The sequence below is a fragment of the Xenorhabdus siamensis genome, assembly GCF_037996745.1.
GTDB classification, from domain to species: Bacteria; Pseudomonadota; Gammaproteobacteria; order Enterobacterales; family Enterobacteriaceae; genus Xenorhabdus; species Xenorhabdus indica.
On record NZ_JBBMXE010000014.1, the window covers coordinates 1 to 18148 of the forward strand.

At 51.3% G+C, this 18148-nt stretch carries 20 protein-coding genes and 2 pseudogenes; 20 read left to right on the forward strand and 2 right to left on the reverse strand.

What is annotated here, in order from left to right; all coding sequences use genetic code 11:
- Positions 1 to 241: 241 nt before the first annotated feature.
- The 13 genes and pseudogenes from AAC852_RS13930 to AAC852_RS13995 all read left to right on the forward strand — a co-directional run bounded on the left by AAC852_RS13930 (position 242) and on the right by AAC852_RS13995 (position 11967).
- The gene (locus AAC852_RS13930; protein ID WP_340621535.1) at positions 242 to 784 is read left to right on the forward strand and encodes a hypothetical protein; all 543 of its coding nucleotides are present in this window, start codon (positions 242 to 244) and stop codon (positions 782 to 784) included.
- A 16-nt stretch (positions 785 to 800) separates the two neighbouring features.
- On the forward strand, positions 801 to 1094 hold the full coding sequence (locus AAC852_RS13935; RefSeq protein ID WP_340621491.1) for a TA system toxin CbtA family protein: 294 nt from the start codon (positions 801 to 803) through the stop codon (positions 1092 to 1094).
- Between the two features lie 90 nt (positions 1095 to 1184).
- The gene (locus AAC852_RS13940; RefSeq protein WP_340621536.1) at positions 1185 to 2108 is read left to right on the forward strand and encodes a DUF1281 domain-containing protein; all 924 of its coding nucleotides are present in this window, start codon (positions 1185 to 1187) and stop codon (positions 2106 to 2108) included.
- Positions 2109 to 2226: 118 nt separating this feature from the next.
- The gene (locus tag AAC852_RS13945) at positions 2227 to 2916 is read left to right on the forward strand and encodes an N-6 DNA methylase (protein ID WP_340621537.1); all 690 of its coding nucleotides are present in this window, start codon (positions 2227 to 2229) and stop codon (positions 2914 to 2916) included.
- Between the two features lie 226 nt (positions 2917 to 3142).
- On the forward strand, positions 3143 to 4153 hold the full coding sequence (locus AAC852_RS13950; RefSeq protein WP_340621538.1) for a TraI domain-containing protein: 1011 nt from the start codon (positions 3143 to 3145) through the stop codon (positions 4151 to 4153).
- Between the two features lie 107 nt (positions 4154 to 4260).
- Positions 4261 to 5277: a tyrosine-type recombinase/integrase gene (locus AAC852_RS13955; RefSeq protein WP_340621539.1), complete on the forward strand. Its 1017-nt coding sequence runs from the start codon at positions 4261 to 4263 to the stop codon at positions 5275 to 5277.
- A 217-nt stretch (positions 5278 to 5494) separates the two neighbouring features.
- A complete protein-coding gene (locus tag AAC852_RS13960) occupies positions 5495 to 6382 on the forward strand; it encodes a ParA family protein (protein ID WP_340621540.1) in 888 nt (295 codons plus the stop codon).
- Entirely contained in the window at positions 6379 to 6774 is a 396-nt protein-coding gene (locus AAC852_RS13965) for a hypothetical protein (protein WP_340621541.1), read from the forward strand. The genes AAC852_RS13960 and AAC852_RS13965 overlap by 4 nt, the downstream gene beginning before the upstream one ends.
- Positions 6758 to 8120, forward strand: a pseudogene (gene dnaB-PI / locus AAC852_RS13970) (SPI-7-type island replicative DNA helicase). Before AAC852_RS13965 ends, dnaB-PI begins: the two are co-directional and overlap by 17 nt.
- Positions 8121 to 8123: 3 nt before the next feature.
- Positions 8124 to 9715, forward strand: a pseudogene (locus tag AAC852_RS20045) (ParB family protein).
- 80 nt (positions 9716 to 9795) lie between these two features.
- Complete coding sequence (locus tag AAC852_RS13985) at positions 9796 to 10371, forward strand: DUF2857 domain-containing protein (protein ID WP_047683987.1); 576 nt, start codon at positions 9796 to 9798, stop codon at positions 10369 to 10371.
- Positions 10372 to 10391: 20 nt separating this feature from the next.
- A complete protein-coding gene (locus AAC852_RS13990) occupies positions 10392 to 10649 on the forward strand; it encodes a ParE family toxin-like protein (protein WP_047683990.1) in 258 nt (85 codons plus the stop codon).
- Positions 10650 to 10740: 91 nt separating this feature from the next.
- Positions 10741 to 11967, forward strand: coding sequence for an STY4528 family pathogenicity island replication protein (locus AAC852_RS13995; protein WP_340621543.1), 1227 nt, complete (start codon positions 10741 to 10743; stop codon positions 11965 to 11967).
- A 304-nt stretch (positions 11968 to 12271) separates the two neighbouring features.
- Here the strand turns inward: AAC852_RS13995 and AAC852_RS14000 are convergent, their stop codons facing one another.
- Positions 12272 to 12427 (reverse strand): hypothetical protein, encoded by a 156-nt coding sequence (locus tag AAC852_RS14000; protein ID WP_340621544.1) that lies wholly within the window; start codon positions 12425 to 12427, stop codon positions 12272 to 12274.
- Between the two features lie 59 nt (positions 12428 to 12486).
- On the opposite strand from AAC852_RS14000, the gene AAC852_RS14005 reads away from it, so the two are divergent.
- Both AAC852_RS14005 and AAC852_RS14010 read left to right on the forward strand, forming a co-directional pair.
- Positions 12487 to 13200 carry a PFL_4669 family integrating conjugative element protein gene (locus tag AAC852_RS14005; RefSeq protein ID WP_340621545.1) on the forward strand — a complete coding sequence of 238 codons (714 nt, stop codon included), beginning with the start codon at positions 12487 to 12489 and terminating at the stop codon, positions 13198 to 13200.
- 13 nt (positions 13201 to 13213) lie between these two features.
- Complete coding sequence (locus AAC852_RS14010; protein ID WP_340621546.1) at positions 13214 to 15220, forward strand: DNA topoisomerase III; 2007 nt, start codon at positions 13214 to 13216, stop codon at positions 15218 to 15220.
- A gap of 36 nt (positions 15221 to 15256) precedes the next feature.
- On the opposite strand, the gene AAC852_RS14015 is transcribed toward AAC852_RS14010, so the two are convergent.
- Positions 15257 to 15502 carry a hypothetical protein gene (locus AAC852_RS14015; RefSeq protein ID WP_340621547.1) on the reverse strand — a complete coding sequence of 82 codons (246 nt, stop codon included), beginning with the start codon at positions 15500 to 15502 and terminating at the stop codon, positions 15257 to 15259.
- 31 nt (positions 15503 to 15533) lie between these two features.
- Between AAC852_RS14015 and AAC852_RS14020 the strand changes: the two genes are divergently transcribed.
- The 5 genes from AAC852_RS14020 to AAC852_RS14040 all read left to right on the forward strand — a co-directional run bounded on the left by AAC852_RS14020 (position 15534) and on the right by AAC852_RS14040 (position 18141).
- Positions 15534 to 15998 carry an STY4534 family ICE replication protein gene (locus AAC852_RS14020; RefSeq protein ID WP_340621548.1) on the forward strand — a complete coding sequence of 155 codons (465 nt, stop codon included), beginning with the start codon at positions 15534 to 15536 and terminating at the stop codon, positions 15996 to 15998.
- Positions 15999 to 16073: 75 nt separating this feature from the next.
- The gene (locus AAC852_RS14025) at positions 16074 to 16247 is read left to right on the forward strand and encodes a hypothetical protein (RefSeq protein ID WP_422824304.1); all 174 of its coding nucleotides are present in this window, start codon (positions 16074 to 16076) and stop codon (positions 16245 to 16247) included.
- Positions 16248 to 16298: 51 nt separating this feature from the next.
- The gene (gene ssb / locus AAC852_RS14030) at positions 16299 to 16793 is read left to right on the forward strand and encodes a single-stranded DNA-binding protein (protein ID WP_340621549.1); all 495 of its coding nucleotides are present in this window, start codon (positions 16299 to 16301) and stop codon (positions 16791 to 16793) included.
- Positions 16794 to 17054: 261 nt separating this feature from the next.
- A complete protein-coding gene (gene tenpIN / locus AAC852_RS14035; RefSeq protein ID WP_340621550.1) occupies positions 17055 to 17522 on the forward strand; it encodes a type III toxin-antitoxin system TenpIN family toxin in 468 nt (155 codons plus the stop codon).
- A gap of 331 nt (positions 17523 to 17853) precedes the next feature.
- Entirely contained in the window at positions 17854 to 18141 is a 288-nt protein-coding gene (locus AAC852_RS14040) for a helix-turn-helix domain-containing protein (RefSeq protein WP_340621551.1), read from the forward strand.
- Positions 18142 to 18148: the final 7 nt, after the last annotated feature.

The window sequence follows — 18148 nt, forward strand, 5'->3', positions numbered from 1 at the left end:
TGCGGGAATATGTGAATCAGCATCCGGAAAACGCTCTGATAGGGTCAGTCATGACATTGGGACCCCACGAGGACTTTATCAGCCCGTCATTAATCGAAAATCAAAATAATCACTCTCACTAACGTTATCAGCCCATGATGCTGTTAACCCTTTTCTTAAGCGCCTGACCAGGGAGCCGAAAACACCTTCCTGATATCGGGCGGGTGTTTTCTTTATTTGACATTCAATCAAGGAAATACCGATGAACCCGATTTTTTTACCGGCATCAGATGAAGCCGGTACGACATTCCATGAAGACATTTTTACCGTACAGGTCACCGGCCTGATGCAACACCCGCAAGCGAGGCAATCACTGCGGGAAGAAACCCTGGCCGTGTGCGAAGCGGCCTCGGTAACCGAAGCGGTGCAGCGCCTGAAAGTTATCCATTTACTGGGTGACTGGCCGGTGCCGGAAACGTTATCTCATCAAACGCAGGGCGTTTTTTCCCCGCTGACCGTGATGATTTATGACGCCGGGGACAGAAAAGTGCTCGGTGGCCGGTTTTATGACGAGATTGTCTGGGCGCAGCCGGTGACACGGGCATCAGAACGCCTGTCACTGGAAAAGCAACAGCAGCAGTTGTGTCAGTCAGCCGTGCTTGAGCAGGGGTGGCAGAATACAGAGGCTGCCCGGGCATTATGGCATAAGGCGCATTTATTGTCGCTGCATGCGGTTTCGCCCTGTTACCAACAGTGCCGTGAAGTGCAGGATATTCTCCGGCACGGCACGACAGTCAGCGTTTAACCCATGAGGTATGACTATGGCACCTTTACGTTTAACCGTCTGGCAGGTGATTGCCGGTACGCTGCTGAAGCGGCATTTTGGCCTGAACCTGGAGGACACGGCGCTGTGTGAAACAGACACGGTCGCTGAACTGATACAAAACGGCATCCGGCCCTCTGAGGCCATTAACGAATTAGTCGATAAGTACGATTTAACCCGGCTGAATGCTCCGGTCATCACGCACAGTACGCCTTACCTGGAGGTGCATGACGAACTGATGGTCATTTTCGACAGTCAGCTGGCTGATGTTTTCAAACCGGATAGTCACTAAATCCTTTTTTACTTACCCAACGGGGGAACTGACTCCCCGCCGGGACAGTTCCTCCTTTATTTAACATTATCAATCAAGAGGAACTTAACCATGGCAGAGTGGATCACGAATCAACTGGACATCACCGGCAAATCCGTTTGTATCGATGTGATGCAGCAATGGGTCTGTGGCGAAGAAGCGCCCCGTTACCGTCAGGCAGTCTTGCAGAGTCTGCGGCTGTTTCTGGCCGGGTGCGCCGGGATACTGAAACCCACCAAACCCCAGACTTATGCCCCGTATCCGGAACTGGTACGGGGGACGGCGGCCCCGACGGCGCAGCATCTGGCGTTTGAACAGTGGCTGATGCTGTTGCAGGACAATGTGCCGTTAAACAGTGACAACATTAAACGTATCGATAACCTGTACCGCCAGTCGGGTCTCAGCCTGCTGCGCTGGGAGAATGTACCGGCGCCGGCGCGTGACATCATGGCTTCTCTGCTGACCCGCCAGTATACCGACTGGTTTGGGATGGTGAGCTGGTCTGAGACGCCTGATATTGGTGCCTGCTGGGATAAACTGAATACGTACCCGGCAGCGGCGCAACCCTGCGATATGCTGATGATGATGCCGACCCGACTGGCCTGTGAGATTAACGGTAACAGTGGGTTGCTGAAAGGCATTGCCAGTACTGTGCAGTTTTACGGTGAGCAATACGGTCTGGAGTGGCCGTTCGGTCATCATGTCCGCTGGGAGCGCCGCCATGTCAGCAGCCTGACCGTGCGGTTTGACTCCCCCTGGGCACCGCCGTCGGCCGAACTGATGGGCGAGCTGTCATCGGTGTTTGACTGTGAAATCCGGCACTGGTACAGCGAATCGTCAGGTCAACTCAAAGGCTACGATTGCTATGACCAGGGCAAGCATGTGGACAGTGGTAACGGGCTGTCAGGACGGGAGAACCGGCCCGCGCTTTATCTGGTCAACGAGGAAAAGCGGGCGGTGAACCTGCCCGTGCCGGCCATCGCGGTCGGGCAATAGCCATTTGTTTAGCTCATCATTAAGTTACTTTTTTATCTTCACTTCAACCGAAAGGGGAAAACAGGCTCCCCTTTCGGAACGTGTTTTCCCTATTTTTATGCGACAAGGAAAACACGCCATGGCGTCTCGTACCGATTACCAACAGGAATTTATCTCGCTGTTTAATCAAACCGCCCGCTATCAGCCTCGTTATCAGGTCTTCCGGGATTTTTGTCACTGCGCAATGGCGGCCATTCACAATAAATATTGTTTCAGTGAGGAACTGGAGCAGTTTTACCTGAAAACCATCAGGAAATATGCGCGGGAAGATGTTGACCGGATTGTAAAACTCTTTTCCACTGCCGTGCTGGCACTGGCAGAAGCGCCCGGCGATTTTCTCGGCACGGTGTTTATGCGGCTGGAGCTGGGGAATAAACACCTTCAGCAGTTCTTTACGCCCTGGAGTGTCGCCAGAATGATGGCGGAGATACAGTTGCAGGATGTTTCCACACGCTTGCAGGAGAAACCCTTTGTGACCCTGTACGAGCCGGCTTGTGGGGCGGGCTGTATGACACTGGCCGCTGCCGACGTCTTGAGAGAGCAGGGGCATGATCCGTTATGCAGTTTGTGGGTGTCAGCGATTGATATTGACCCGCTGGCCGCGGTGATGGCTTACGTCCAGCTTTCCCTGACCGGCATTCCGGCCGCGGTGACTATCGGTGATGCCCTGCATGATGGCGGCAGCAAACGGACACGTTACACACCGGCACACTATCTGGGTAACTGGTCGAGCCGTTTACGGGCGCATCAACAGCCACAGGCCGCCTGAATTTTTTCAGCTTCTATCCTATTACTCTAATGCGCCTTTCGGGGCGCTTTTTATTTTTAAATCATATTAATATATTGATTTATAATGGAAATTAAGATGACTGAGTAAGCGAGTCAATGAATGAATCGTATCAGTTTAATTTTCATTTCCGCAAAAAGAGTTTTTCCTTGTTTCAGACTGGGATTCACCGACACTGGGCCCAATTTGAACCGAAAGAGGAAAAGCCATGTTTCAGCGTTTTAAATCGCATTTTGCCCGTCAGTCTGCCACACCGCAAAAATCATCCGAACAACAACCGGAAGCCATTCGTGACAGCCGGGGCTATTTCCGGCCACAATCGGTAGATGAGTTACTGACCACCCCACTGCGCCGTCAGTGTCTTCAGCAATTATGGCAAAACAGTGCCCTGCCCGAAGGGTTGTATCAGCGTTTTTATCTCTCGCCGGTGAAGCAATTGCTGGGCAGTGTGCAGCAGGTGCCCGCCACACCGGATGGCGACTGGTCAGGAGCAGGGGGATTTGCTGACCTGACGCTGCAATTTACCGCCTGTGCCGTGCGACTGGCGAAAGGGCATCTGTTACCGCCGGGGGCGGCACCGGAAACACAGGCCGCCCAGAGCCTGTTATGGCAGGCCGTCGTGTTCTGGATGGCGTTGTTTTATCACCTGCCATTGTTGCGGCAACTGGAAGGGGAGCTGGATGACGGGCATTTTTGGCAGCCGGGTGTCTGTGTCCCCGGTAGCGCTTTTCGTTTCCGCTTTCGCACACCGGAAAATGCCCTGACGGTGCCACAGGAAGCCTTGCTGGCCGCCAGTTTGTTACCGGAAAAAGCCATCATGTGGCTGGTTTCCGTGCCGGAAGCCTGGCATTGCCTGATGTTGCACCTCAATGGTCGTCCCTCCTCCGTCCCCCTGATTGACGCGTTGCTTCAGGACGCAGCCGGGCAGGTGCATTCCCCGCTAGTGAAACAGGGGGGGTTGCCAACGGCAGCCGAAACTGCCCTGGCTTCCGAAGCTGGTACAAGGCCGGAAACTCAATCGGCTGCCTCCACAAGTGAAATGAAAAGTCCCTCTCCATCGACGGCCGACGATACCCGGACGTTATTGTCATTATTTCAATCCAATGATGAAGTTTCATTGCTCATTAATGCAAATGAGAATGATAACAATTTGAAAATAAGCAAACGCACAGGCAGGCCGTCAGAAAATGTTGCTCCTGCCGGGAATGAGTCGTCATGATATTAACAATGAAACAATTTTAGTTTGTAATTAATTTTAACGGAATGATTAACGGCTTTCTATATTGAAAAGCCGCCGGGTTGGGTTGTTGATAACAGGAAAAAATGATGCACGGAACAGAAGAAATAATGGGCTGGGAAGAATTATTAGACGAGTACTTTTTTTCACATATCCTGAGACCGGATACCGAGTGGAGTTACCGTAAAGTGGCGAAGGGATTTACCCAGTTTATGGGGGAAGCGGCCTCACCAGCGCAGGTTATTCACCGGGATGTGCTGCGGTGGCGGCGCCATCTTCTGGTGGAGAAAAAACAGTCGAGCCACACCTGGAATAATAAGGTGGCTCACCTGCGGGCGATCTTTAATTTCGGCATGGAACAAAAACTGCTGCCCCACACCGAAAACCCGTTTAACAATGCGGTGGTTAAAAAAGAGAAGAAAAAGAAGAAGATTTTGAGTCAATCGCAGATAACCCGTATTAATCTGTTGATGGGAAAGTTTGCTGAAGAAGAAAGAACCGGGGTGATGCCACGGGGAGGGCGTTGCGCCCTGTATCCGACCTGGTATTGGTCAACAGTATTGGCGACATTGCGCTTTACGGGGATGCGCCAGAACCAGTTACTGCACCTGCGGCTGCGGGATATTAATCTGGAAAGCAATTATATTGAACTGGGGCTGGAAGGCAGTAAAAACCACAGTGAATGGGAAGTACCGATTATCCCGCCGCTCAAACCCCGGCTGGCAAAATTAGTGGAAAGGGCGATGGCTGCCGGCGCTAAAGCCGACGATCCGATTTTCGATCTCAGCCGGTTAAGTGTGCCGCACCCCAGCCGGCTTTCCCGTTACCAATATGATATCAACCGGGAAAAACAGCAGCTCCGTTCTTTCTTTCGCCGGCTGTCCAGAGAGTGTGATTTTGCGGTCTCGCCCCACCGTTTTCGTCATACCGTGGCCACGACATTGATGAAATCGCCGGATCGGAACCTGCCGTTGGTAAAAAGATTACTGGGGCATCGTAATGTCGCGACCACGATGGAGTACATTGATCTCGATATGGAAGTAACGGGCAAAACGCTGGAGCGGGAATTGGGTTTGTACACCGATCGTTCTGATGATAAGGAATAAAACGGATTAAAAAGAACAGGGCGGCTTTCAGTCAGGAGGATGGTATTGACTGAACTGCCCTGCATCAACAATGGATGGTATATGGTATGAAAAGATGATTAATACCGGACTGGCATCCCGCGAAGTTTTCACCTCTTTCAATCCCCTCCAAAGTTAAGAAAATGTAACCAGTTGATTTTTGCATTGGTTTGTACGCTCAAACTACTGAGTGTACAACATGATAATTCTTCCGATAATTTCCCCCAAAGGTGGCGAAGGTAAATCCACCCATGCCGCGAATCTGGCTGGCTTTTTTGCTGATGCCGGTCTACAGACTCTCCTGATTGATGCCGATTATTCACAACCCACGGCCAGCAGTATTTTTAACCTGGACTATGAAGCTCCGGCGGGTTTGTATGAATTGCTGATGCAGACGGTGGATCTGAAGGAATCGAATCAGATTATTTCGCGTTCGACGATCCATAATCTCGATATTATTGTCTCCAATGATCCCGATGAGCTGCTGCCGACAGCCATGCTGCACGCCCCGGATGGTCGCTTGCGTCTGCGTAATATTCTGCAACATCCCCTGTTTCATCAGTATGACGTCATTCTCATCGACTCCAAGGGCGCGACCGGCGTGATGACGGAACTGGTAGTACTGACTGCAACTCAGTTTGTGCTGGGGATCATTAAACCTATCCTGCCGGATGTCCGTGAGTTTCTGCGCGGCACGTTGCGGATGCTGATCCGACTGCAATCCTTTGAGAATTACGGTATTCAGCTGCCGCTGATTCAGATACTGGCCAATGGCATTGAAGGCACCAATCTGGACAGAGATACACTCAATGAACTGACCGATATTATCGAACAGCAACGGTATGATGCGTCCGCGCTGGGCGGCAGGTGTGTTTATCAGTTGCTGAACACCCGAATAGATCTGCTGGATATCTACAAACTGGGTCATGTTCGTGCCCAGCCCGTTCATCGTCTTGAGTATAAAACTCCCCGTAAAAGTCCCGCCGCTGCCCAGACCATACACAGCCTGGCCTGTGAACTGTTCCCTGAATGGCAAGCGAAATTTGATGCCGTGCTGGTCAACCAACCGACGGGGAACGCGCAATGAATGTTATCTGGCGAGCCGTCTGTTTTTGTTATGACAATGCAGAATTACCCTTTACGGATACACAGGATGAATGGTTTGTGTTTGTCGATGCGCCGGATCGTAAAGCGGCACTGGCGAAATTCCAGACATTATTACCCATTATCTGGGAAGTGTCGCCTGAGAAAGTCGAGCATTTCAGTCCCCGTCATGAAGACGAATTGCGCGAGCTGTCACTGATGCCCGGTACACCAGATGATTTGGCCCTGCTGGAGTGTGGCTGGGAAAATGGCAAGCCGCAGTATTTAACCGCCAACGAAGTACTGTTCTGGGTTTCTTCTCCATGTCTGCAACAGCGGTTAGTGCGGGCGCTCACTCTTGTCAGCAGGGAGGCGGATAATGAACAGGGATCATGATTTCTTAGAGATGGTCAGCAAAGAGCAGCCCAGCAATGGTTATGCGGAAGTTTCCGTGATTGGCGGACTGATACTGGACAATGATCGCTGGGATGACCTTGTTCAGCTACTCACCCCTGACGATTTTTTCTTTCCGGCACACCGAATAATGTTTCAGGCTATGGCCGAGCTGACAGAAAAAAATACGCCGTATGATCTGTTGACACTGACGGATTTACTGGCACATCAGGGGCGTCTGGACAGTGTGGGGGGCTTTGCGTATGTGGCCGAAGTGTGCAAAAACACGCCCAGTGCCGCCAATATTGTGGAATACGCCCGCATGGTGGCAGAAAAAAGCCAGTTACGTCAGTTGCTGGCGCTGGGTAACTCGTTGCGTGCTGACGTCTTTCAGCCGAATGTACAGGCTGAAACGCTGATTGAGCAGGCAGAAAGTCAGCTGTTTAGTCTGGCAGAAAAAGGCGCTGCCCGCCAACAGCAGGCAGTGACTCTGCTGCAAGGGGCGGAGGCGCTGATTTCCCATCTGGAGCGCATACAGGGCAGCAACGGGATCACCGGCACACCGACCGGGTTTCAGGCGCTGGATGAAATGACCTGTGGCTTACAGCCGGGGACCTTATCCTGCTGGCCGCCCGTCCTTCCATGGGGAAAACCGCACTGGGGCTGGCCTGTTGTCTCGGTGCGTTGCGACATCAAGACGATGCGGTGGTACAGATTTTCAGCCTGGAAATGCCGGCTTCACAACTGATGATGCGTCTGTCTGCCATGGAAGGTGGCGTGGTATTAACCGCGCTGCGCAGTGGCCTGCTGGACGACGAACAGTGGGGACGCATCAGCCAGAGTCTGGATCAGTTTGCTCAATGGGATCAACGATTGATTATCGATGATTGCAGTCACCAGACCCCGCGCTGTTGCGCGCCCGGGCCCGCCGTTATACCCGCCAATACGGCAAACCTGCTTTGATTATGGTGGATTACCTCCAGTTGATGTGTGCCCCCGGACAGGAAAACCGCACACAGGAAATTGCCGATATCTCCCGCAGCCTGAAAGCGTTGGGCAAAGAATTGGATTGCCCGGTACTGGCGCTGTCCCAGCTTAACCGGCAGGTGGAAGGCCGCGCCGATAAACGTCCCAACAATGGCGATCTGCGTGATTCCGGCTCACTGGAGCAGGATGCGGATTTGATCCTGCACCTTTACCGCGATGAAGTCTATCACGAGGATAGCCCGGATGCGGGGATGGCCGAAATCATTATAGGCAAACAGCGTCAGGGACCGACTGGCACAGTACGTGTACGGTTTGAGGCGCAATATACCCGTTTTTCGGATTTCGATGGCAGCGGGAGGTAAAGGATGGGACGTAATACACTGAATTTAAGCAGCGCTTTGTTACAGCAGGGGCGGCAAGCCGTGGCCATGCTTAATAATGGTCAGCCGATGGCCGAAATGCCGATTGTGTTAACGCTGGATCAACTTCGCCCTAATCCGGATAACCCCCGTACCAGCCGCAACCCGCGTTATGACGATATCAAAGCCTCGATCAAAGTCCGTGGACTGGATACGGTGCCGAAAGTCACCCGTGATCCGGACGGTGACGAGGTTTACATCTTCAGTGATGGCGGGAATACGCGTTACCAAATTTTGTCCGAGCTGTTGCAGGAGACTGGCGATGAACGTTTTTACCGCATTCACTGCCTGTTTAAACCGTGGCCGGGGCGATTGCAGTGTGTGATCGGGCATCTGGCGGAAAACGAGCTGCGGGGTGAACTCAGCTTTATTGAAAAAGCGCAGGGCGTATCCGCAAGGCAAGGGCAATTTATGAAGCGCAGCAACAAAAAAATCTCCCTGCAAAATGAATTGTCAGCGCTGTTGCGTCAAGCGGGTTTCCCTGTCAGTCGATGGTCACATCAGCCGGATGGAGCATACTGTGAAATACCTGTACCCGTGGATGCCTAATCTGCTGAATCCGGGCTGGGTTCGTCACAGGTAAGGCCTTTACTGGCCTTGCGGCTGGATGCCGAGGCGGTCTGGCAACAGCATGTGACCAGTATAAACCCGGAATCCACCGTCACCTTTGATGAAGTCTTTGGTAACTGCTGCCGCAAGTTTGACGCACTGGAAGCCTGGTCGCCGGAGATGTTTCGCGATGAGCTGATTGGCGATTTATTGCAGGCCCTGCCACACCCGCAACTCAATTATGACCGCTGGATACTGGAATTAGATCCGAAAGAAAGCAATCGAAGACAACTCTTTGGCGAACAGGCCACCGCGTTTGAATACAGGCCGGCAGTTTCTGCTGCACCCCATAACATGGCACCGGTTCGAGCGCCAAACCGGGAATCGCACCCGCGGAATGTTTCTCAACCCGCCACTGATGAGGTGCAGGCACCGGAACCAGAACACGCCCGGTCGGAAGCACAAACGCCTGCATCCGTCTCTCCCGAAAAAATCCGGTGCTTCCGCCTTATCAGCCGGATAACGAGGATAATCCGCCTGAATCGCCTCAGCCTGCTCCGGAGGCCGAATGCCTGCACTTTGCCCAAACCGGGCTGGAGCCGGTCAGTTCGGTCTGGGAGATTTCCCCGATGCAGGACGATGTCGAGCATCTGCAAGGGATGGCGTTCCGGCTGGCGTTTGAACTGGCCGAAGTGATGGGCTGTGACCACGATTTGTTGTCGGTGTCGGATGCCCGTTCAGCTGGCTTTTGTCTGGTGAATGCGCAGGCAGCGCATCCTTTTTCGCGTTTATTGCACGCCCTGACCGGAGAAACCACGGCTGACAGCAGTGAACTGACACTGACGGCTGTTCTGCTTGGTACCGCCAGGCGGGAAGAATCGCCTCTGCTGGATGATACCCAGACCGTGAAGTTTCTGCGGCTTATCCGGGTTATCCGTCGTTTGCGTGAGCTTCAGCGTGAAATTGTACCGGGGACGTTGACGATATAGCGATGTCGGTGCGGGGTGCCTGCTTTTCAGTGTGTTGTTCATTCATTGCGTTTTGACTGGCCTGATAGTGGAGGAAGTGTATGAATCATTTATCGCAAGCCACCAACAGCCTGCTGATGCAGCTGGTGATGGATTTGAAGAACGGCTATATCCGCCGTTGTGAGGCATTGGGTCTGGCACCCTCAGAGATGCTGATGTTGCAGCGCCTGACGATTGAAGATTTGCATTACTTAGGCAACAGCCCGGTGTCGGTGCTGAGCGTTCATATTCATCACGCCAATCTGGTGCGCATCTTACATCAGGCGCGTATCGAGCAGCAGCGGATGAAACGGATTGACCGGGCACTGGAATTAGGCGGCTCTATTGAACTGATGCACTATTTTTTTGGCCTGTCCAGTCTGGAAATCGCCGCCCGGCGACGCATTGCTGGCATGGCAGTCCGGCCGGGGCGTGGCTCGCCACTGACGGAAGATGAAAATCGTGACCTGTGGCAGCGCTGGCAGGCGGCAACGATTGCCGATGCGGACAGTGCCGAAGGGCTGGATCTCATGATGGAGATGGCTGAACACCATGCGGTCTCGCTGACGTCCGTCTGGCGTGCGGTGAAGGACTGGCAGCAGAGTGGTAAAGCGATGCCGGTAAAAAAACAGGCATAAAACAGGGAATGAAGGAAACGATGTCAGGAAAATTAACGGAAATGATGCCCGGCCTGCATGTCCCCTTGACGGCACCGCTGTCATTTCGCCGCAAGGCACAACATCAGGTGAGGTGCTACCAGCGGGGCGAACGCAATTACAGCCGGCTGAAAGAAAAAGGCACCGGGTATCTGAAAATCAATGTGGGGCTGTTCTGGCGGCTGTTAAGCCGCGATAACGGGCAGTCGTGGGAACTGATGCACCATGAACGCTACAACAATGAAATTCGTAAATCGTAAATATTGAAGTCGTGTCATTCTGCACCTTGTCTTTGCTACAGGGTGCAGCCCTGACATTATTTTTACAGGTTAACGCCGGAGAAGAGGGATCATGATAAACCTGTCCGCAGACAGCATAATTGCACACACTGTTGCCAAAATGAAAGTGCGTCTGGCACAACGCGCAGACGATGACGTTTCACAACTGCGCAGTGGTCTGCTGTTTATGGGCAACATTCATGATGCCTATCCCCGCCGTCTGTTGCTGGATGATCGTTTGTCGCCGCTGGATAAAACGGGCTGGATGATGATCCGCCTGTACGCGCAGCAAAATGAAGGGGCGGTTTTCCCCAGTTATGACGAATTGCAGGTACTGCTGGCCTCGCCTTATAAAGGTAAAGCCTCCCGTGAAACGGTCAGCCGGGTATTACTGATGCTGCGAATCACCGGCTGGCTGAGTTTGTGCAAGCGTATCCGGGATGAACACGGACGGGTGCGGGGCAATATCTATGCGCAGCACGATGAGCCGCTGACCTGCCGTGATGCTGAAATTCTCGATCCCCACTGGCTGGATACGGTGGCGGAAGCCTGTCGCAGTAAAAACCGCACCATCAGTCAGACTGCCTGGGATGTCCTGACCGATATCAAAGACGATCCGCTGATGCGCCATCGTCACAGCCATATCCGTTTGCTGGAAGAACGGCTGAATGCCGTGCAGACCCCGCAGCAAAGGGTGATGCGCCAGAACTTTCAACAAGGAAAACAGCTAACCGAACTCAGTCATATAAAGCCGGGTTCGGAAACCGAACTGAGTCAGCAAAAGGAACACACTGTGCTGAATTCGGTATCCGAACTCAGTCTTAAATCAACGTGTTATAGTGATCCCGTTAAACCGAACCGTTATGTACGTTCTTTCACACAGGGTGTGAATAAAAAAACATACGTAGCAGACCCGCAGTCCGCTCTTTTTCTGCCAGAGGGACTTTGCCGACAACTGGAGCCGGAAGCGGTGACGATGCTGAACAGCCAGCTGCAGGCGTTGCCTGATGAACAGGCGCAGACCGTGCTGAATTGTCTGGATAAGGCGTTACAGGCCGGAAAAATCGGCAATCCGGTCGGCTGGCTGTTGGCGATGATGAAACGGGCACGGGAGGGAAAATTATATGGACAACCTGAAACCGTTGTTACCGCGCCTGCCGCTGCGAAGAAGCCAGTTGAATTCACCCAACATGTTGAGCGTCCTGCTTCACCTTCCTCACAAGCCCATGTCCGCAACATAGTGAAAGACATCCGTCAAAAGCTGACGCTGGCAAAATATCACCGCGATGTTATTGATTAAAAAACGCCCGCTGCTGGCACTGCCAGCACTGACTAAAAAATCGTCTTTTTACCATGAGCAGACTTCCTGTGGAAAGACAGTCTGGTCAGGATGGCACTTTGCTTTTTCTTCATTCCCGATGATGTTTCGATCAAATCAGGTCGTATGACGCTTCTGTTTTTATTGTTGTATGAATATCATACACTGCTGGCAGTGCCAGCATTGACTAAAAAATCACCATTTTTACGATGAGCAGACTTGCTGTGGAACGACAGCCTGGCCAGGATGGCACTTTGCTTTTTCTTCATTCCCGATGATGTTTCGATCAAATCAGGTCGTATGACGCTTCTGTTTTTATTGTTGCATGAATATCATACAATGCTGGCAGTGCCAGCATTGCCTGAAAAATAATCGATTTTAACCTCAAGTCAATCCCGTCGATTTTTCCTCTTGTTCCATAACTGGTTATCCATTGAGTCACCGCCTCCTTTGCCTTAATAGTTTGACTGACTTATCAAGGCCAAACAGGAGTTTTTGTGCATGTCTGATGCAGAAGAAAAAACCGCATCTCAGCCGCGTTTACGCGCCGGTGTCTTAACATCCTCGTTATCGATTGAATTACATACCCACTATGCGATCCGGCTCTGGGCGGGACGTCGACGGGAAGACATCAGCAAGACACATCAGGTTACGGAGATCCTCGGAATGCCGCAGGTGATTAAACGTGCAGCCAACATCAGTGTGGATTCCGCAGCGGATAATCCGTATGCCGATGTCTGGCTGGTGAAGCTGGAACAGGCGTTAGAAGCCGCATCGGCCAATCTCAGGCAGAATCTGGCTATTTTGCAGGATACCCTGAATGCCGTCCCACCACAGATCACCTTATCCGCCGTTTCCTCTGTCGAACCGCTGAATATCGGGGTTTACAGTCATTCTCCGTTAGGCTATCGCTGTGTCTGGCTGCTGGTTGGCTATGACCAGCTCGCCATGAAAACGTTTCAGGTTTTCCATTATGGGCTGATTTCACGGGCAGAGCGTGATGCCTTTCTGCACAATGGCAGCCGTGCCATTCGTCAGATTTACGGCATGGTACGTTCCTACCGTTCACTGGCGGTCACCCGGCATGATATTGCGGAAAAAACGCCGGCCGGGCTTGAGGCGATTAAACTGCTGGGTGAACCCCATCCCGATATTTTGTCAGGCAAGTTGCGTTCGGTTTTCTCTTCACCTTTACGTTCGGTTGAACCAAATTAATGGAGGGGATGCGATGCAGCTTTATCTGTGTGAAAAGCCCTCTCAGGCCAAAGACATTGCCAAAGTCCTGGGGGTAAGACAGCGCGGGCAGGGATTTCTCTTCAGTGCCCGTATCATTGTCACCTGGGCCATCGGGCATTTACTGGAGATAGCCGCGCCCGAACAGTATGGCGAGCAGTTTGCTCCGCCGTGGCGCATGGATGTATTGCCGGTGCTGCCCGCTCAATGGCAATGGTCGGTAAAAAAAGAGACCGCTGACCAATTTGCCGTTATCCGGCAGTTATTGAAACAGGTGGATGAGGTGATTATTGCCACCGATGCCGACCGTGAAGGCGAAGTGATTGCCCGTGAGTTGCTGGAATATTGCCGTTTCACCGGCACGGTCAGGCGGCTGTGGCTGTCGGCTCTGGATGAAACCAGCATCCGGCAGGCGCTGGCGGCCATCTTGCCGGGTGAGCAAACGGCAGCACTCTATCAGGCCGGACTGGGGCGGGCACGGGCCGACTGGCTGACGGGCATCAACCTGACCCGACTGTATACCCTGAAAGCACAGGCACTGGGCTTTGGTGAGGTGTTGTCCATCGGGCGGGTGCAGACTCCGACACTGGCACTGGTGGTGAACCGGGATAAGGCCATCAGTCAGTTTGTGCCAAAACCGTACTGGCAGGTTCTGGCGAAGCTGGAAAAAGACACTGTCCGCTTTCAGGCTAAATGGTTGCCTTCAGAAAATGATTGTGATGATGAGAACCGCTGTATCCGGGAGGCTGTGGCGCAGGGCGTGCAGCAACGTTGTCAGCAGGCAACACACGCCACCGTGATGGAAGCCAGCAAAAAACGGGAGAAAACCCCGCCCCCGCTGTGTTTTGATTTAGGTACGTTGCAGCAGACCGCTTCCCGTCACTGGGGCATGGGGGCGAGCCAGGTGCTGGCGATTGCCCAGTCTCTGTATGAAACCCATAAAGCCACGACTTACCCGCGCACGGATTGCGGCTATCTGCCTGTGTCCATGCAGGACGATATTCCGGTGGTGTTGACAGCACTGGCGCGAACCGACCCGGCTATGGAGACCATTATCGGCCAGTTGGATAAACAACGTGTTTCCCGCATCTGGAATGACAAAAAAATTACGGCCCACCATGCCATTATTCCCACGCGTCACATCTTTGATATCACCCGCTTAACGACCGATGAGCTAAAGGTTTATCAGCTTATCCGTCAGTACTATCTGGCGCAGTTTCTTCCTGCTCAGGAAACCGATGTGACTGAGGTAACACTGGAGATCGGCGGGCAATTATTCCGGGTAAAAGGTCGGGTTAATGTGGTTACGGGCTGGAAAGCGCTGTTTGCAGATGGAACGGGAGAGCATGAGAAGGAAGAAGAGCAGGAAGTTGATTTACCGTTACCGCCCCTTAATCAGGGTGATCGCTGTCAGATTATTGAGGTAAAAATTCAGCCACTCCACACCAAACCGCCGGCACCGTTTACTGAAGGTACGCTGATTGCCGCGATGAAAAACGCCGCCAGTCTGGTCAGTGATCCACAACTGAAACAAGTCTTGCGAGAAAGTGCCGGGTTGGGTACGGAAGCGACCCGGGCCGGCATTCTGGACACCTTGTTTAAACGCCAGCTGATTGAGCGGAAAAAGAAAGCGATTCAGTCAACGCCACTGGCACAGGAACTGATTGCCGGGTTGCCGGAGGTACTGACCAGTCCGGGCATGACGGCGTTATGGGAGCAGTCGCTGGAGGATATTGCGCAGGGCAAAGCATCGCTGGCGGTTTTTATGCAAAAACAGGCGCAGTGGATTTTGCATTTAGTTGAGCGGGGCAAGGCACAACCCCTTCATCTGACGTTGCCGAAAACCCCGGCCTGCCCGAACTGTGGCAGCCGGATGCGACAACGGCAGGGAAAAACCTCGCCGTTCTGGGGTTGCGTGAATTATCCGGCCTGTAAAGGCATGCTGAATGACAAAGCGGTAACACAATCGCGCAAGGTCAGGCGGGCAAATCAGAAAGTTTGAAGATCTGGTTGTTGATTGACGTTCAGACCGGATGCTTTAAGAATCACCCTGTTTCTTAAATGATCGGTGAGCCTGCAACGATCGCCTTTGGGTGGCTGTAAAACTCCCGTAGCCTGAAAGGGAGCGCGTGACTGCGGTACATCTGCTCACCTTTGAAAGCAGATATTGCCGATCCAACGGCAATGAAGGTTCATTATTCTTTATCAGAACGTCAGCAACGTATATGTCTGACGCCCGGCGGGAAAAACCATTCCCGTCAGGGAGTAGGGTTTTCTCCGTCATTCCTTATTGTTACCTCCATGGAGAAAATCGTATGTCTGAGAACACAACTTTGTTAACCAAAAATGACTATTTCAATCTGAATATTAAGGGACTCGGCTATTTGAATAATATCCGCCATGTCAGCACTGCCAATGGTACGTTCCTGAGCTGCGTGATCAATGCGTTAAATGGCCCGAGTGATAATCCGGTCTATGTGCGTTTTGATATTACTGTGGTCGGCAAGGAGGCGACCAGTCTGATTGCCCGTTGCCAGAAATCGGTAGATGAGGACAAAAAAGTGTTGCTGGGCTTCACATTAAGCAACCCGTCCACCGATATTTTTACCCTGAAACGCGGGGATCATGCCGGTGAACAGCGCGTCAGCCTGAAAGCCCGTTTGATTAAGGTGGACTGGATTAAAATCGGTCAGGACAAGGTCTATCAGGCCGAACAATCCGATTCGACGCCGCCACAAAACGGTGTTGCGCAAACTGAATATGCAGAAAATTCATTCTGATATCATTTACTCCACTGACTTGCCCTGAATGTTTTCAGGGCAGTCTCTTTTTAACAAATACAATAGGGTACAGATATGAGTATCACCCCCATTGGAATTCTGGCACTGCAATATTGTCATAAGCAATTACCGTTAACGGTGTTGCAAACCCGTGCAGGCTTTTATATCGGTACAATAGAGGGCGGCGTGCCCTGCTCCCGTGAGTCCGTAGAATATTTTGCCACCGTGAACAGGCGGAGTTTGCCCTGAAGCAGGGGCAATGGACACAACGTCAGTCATCGTAACAGAGAGGAAATGGGTATGTCTTCACGTGGAGTAAACAAGGTCATTTTACTGGGGCATCTGGGGCAAGATCCGGAAATCCGCTACTTGCCTACGGGTGGCACGGTAGCAACACTGTCACTGGCGACCTCAGAAAATTGGCGGGATAAACAAACTGGCGAAATTCGGGAGAAAACCGAATGGCACCGGGTGGTGATCTTTGGCAAATTAGCGGAAATCGCGGCGGAGTACCTGCAAAAAGGGACTCAGGTTTACATTGAAGGCCAGTTACAAACCCGCAAGTGGCAGGATAATCAGGGACAGGATCGCTATTCAACCGAAGTGGTGGTGAATGTGAATGGCACGATGCAGATGTTGGGCAGCCGTGGCTATACAAAGAATACGACGGTACAACAAGCTGGGCATCAGCCCGCACAGCAGCAACCGCCTTCTAAACCCACCAGTAAGGAGAGAAAAAAACAAATAACCCCAATGAAGTTTGTATTAATTTATTTAAATCAATATGTTATATGATTTCATTGCGTTTGTGAAGGTTAAATCTTCATTCTGATTGCTAAGAAAATGATCATATTGACAATAACATCTATCGGCAGTATTATATAAGTGCAGTTTGTGGCGATAGGAGAGTCCCACGTAAAAAACAGAAGCCTCCAAACAGAAGTACAGTGGTGGTAGGAGAACCCCACGTAAAAAACAGAAGCCTCCAAACAGAATTAACTGCCAGAAAAAGCCCCTGAACTGGGGTTTTTTTTGTTTCAGACAAAAGTGATCAGGATGAAATTAAGAAAATTAGATCAAGCCTTCTATGATGAGAACTCTCATCTTATACAAGCGCTTGATAATGAAGATGGAAAGTGGACGCCCGGTAAAACTCGCGGACATGGTATTGTTGTAATTAACATCAACCAATTAACTTTTGCAATTCCATTGAGAACTTCAATTAAACATAACGCAACATATATTACTCAAAAGTCTAACCAGAAAGGGATTAAAGGGAAAGGATTAGATTACTCGAAAGCGTTATTAATCATTAATCCAAAATATATTTCTGATGAAATATTTTTGATCCCGCCAGAGCAGCATAAAAATATTCAGGGAAAAGAATTTTTCATCAAAAAAAAATTTGAAAAGTACGTAGAAAAATATATTAAAGCAGTTAGAAAAAGGGATAAACATGTTCTTAACAGCCTGGAATATCGTTTTACGACGCTTCAAAATTACCATAACCAGTTAGGTATATGAGTATATTATAAGCGCTTTATTATTGTTCTGTATTCTATTTGAGCTATAGCAGTAACTCAAACAGTTTAATTTACGGGTTAAACTTACATGTTCAATTATTGAATCCGGTAACACAATCGGTTAAAGTAAAAAAGCTATCGGCAAAATCCGATAGTCGGGGATTAGCAACCCCGTAAGTTATCCACTGGTAGGAAGTTTCTACCAGTGTGCCTGTTATCGTCCCTTCTATGGCGGTTCAGGCAGGGGAGACTTCGGTCTCGCCGGCTGATAACTCCGGTATTGCTAACCCTGTCTGAACTACCACCAATAATCAACAGAAGGGGAAGCAGGTATGACGATGATTCACACTCAGAAAGACTGGCACCCAGCCGAAATTATTTGTGCATTACGCAAACGTGGTACGACACTCGCCGCTTTATCCCGCGAATCGGGACTCAGTTCTTCCACACTGGCAAATACTCTGTCTCGTTCATGGCCTAAAGGAGAGCTGATCATCGCCACCCGTTTGGGAATGGAACCCGCTGAAATCTGGCCCAGCCGTTATTTCGATGACTACGGTAATTTTATTGAGCGAAAAGTACGTCAGCCCGTTGATGAAAGCCAGCCAATGGCTGAATAACGCGCTG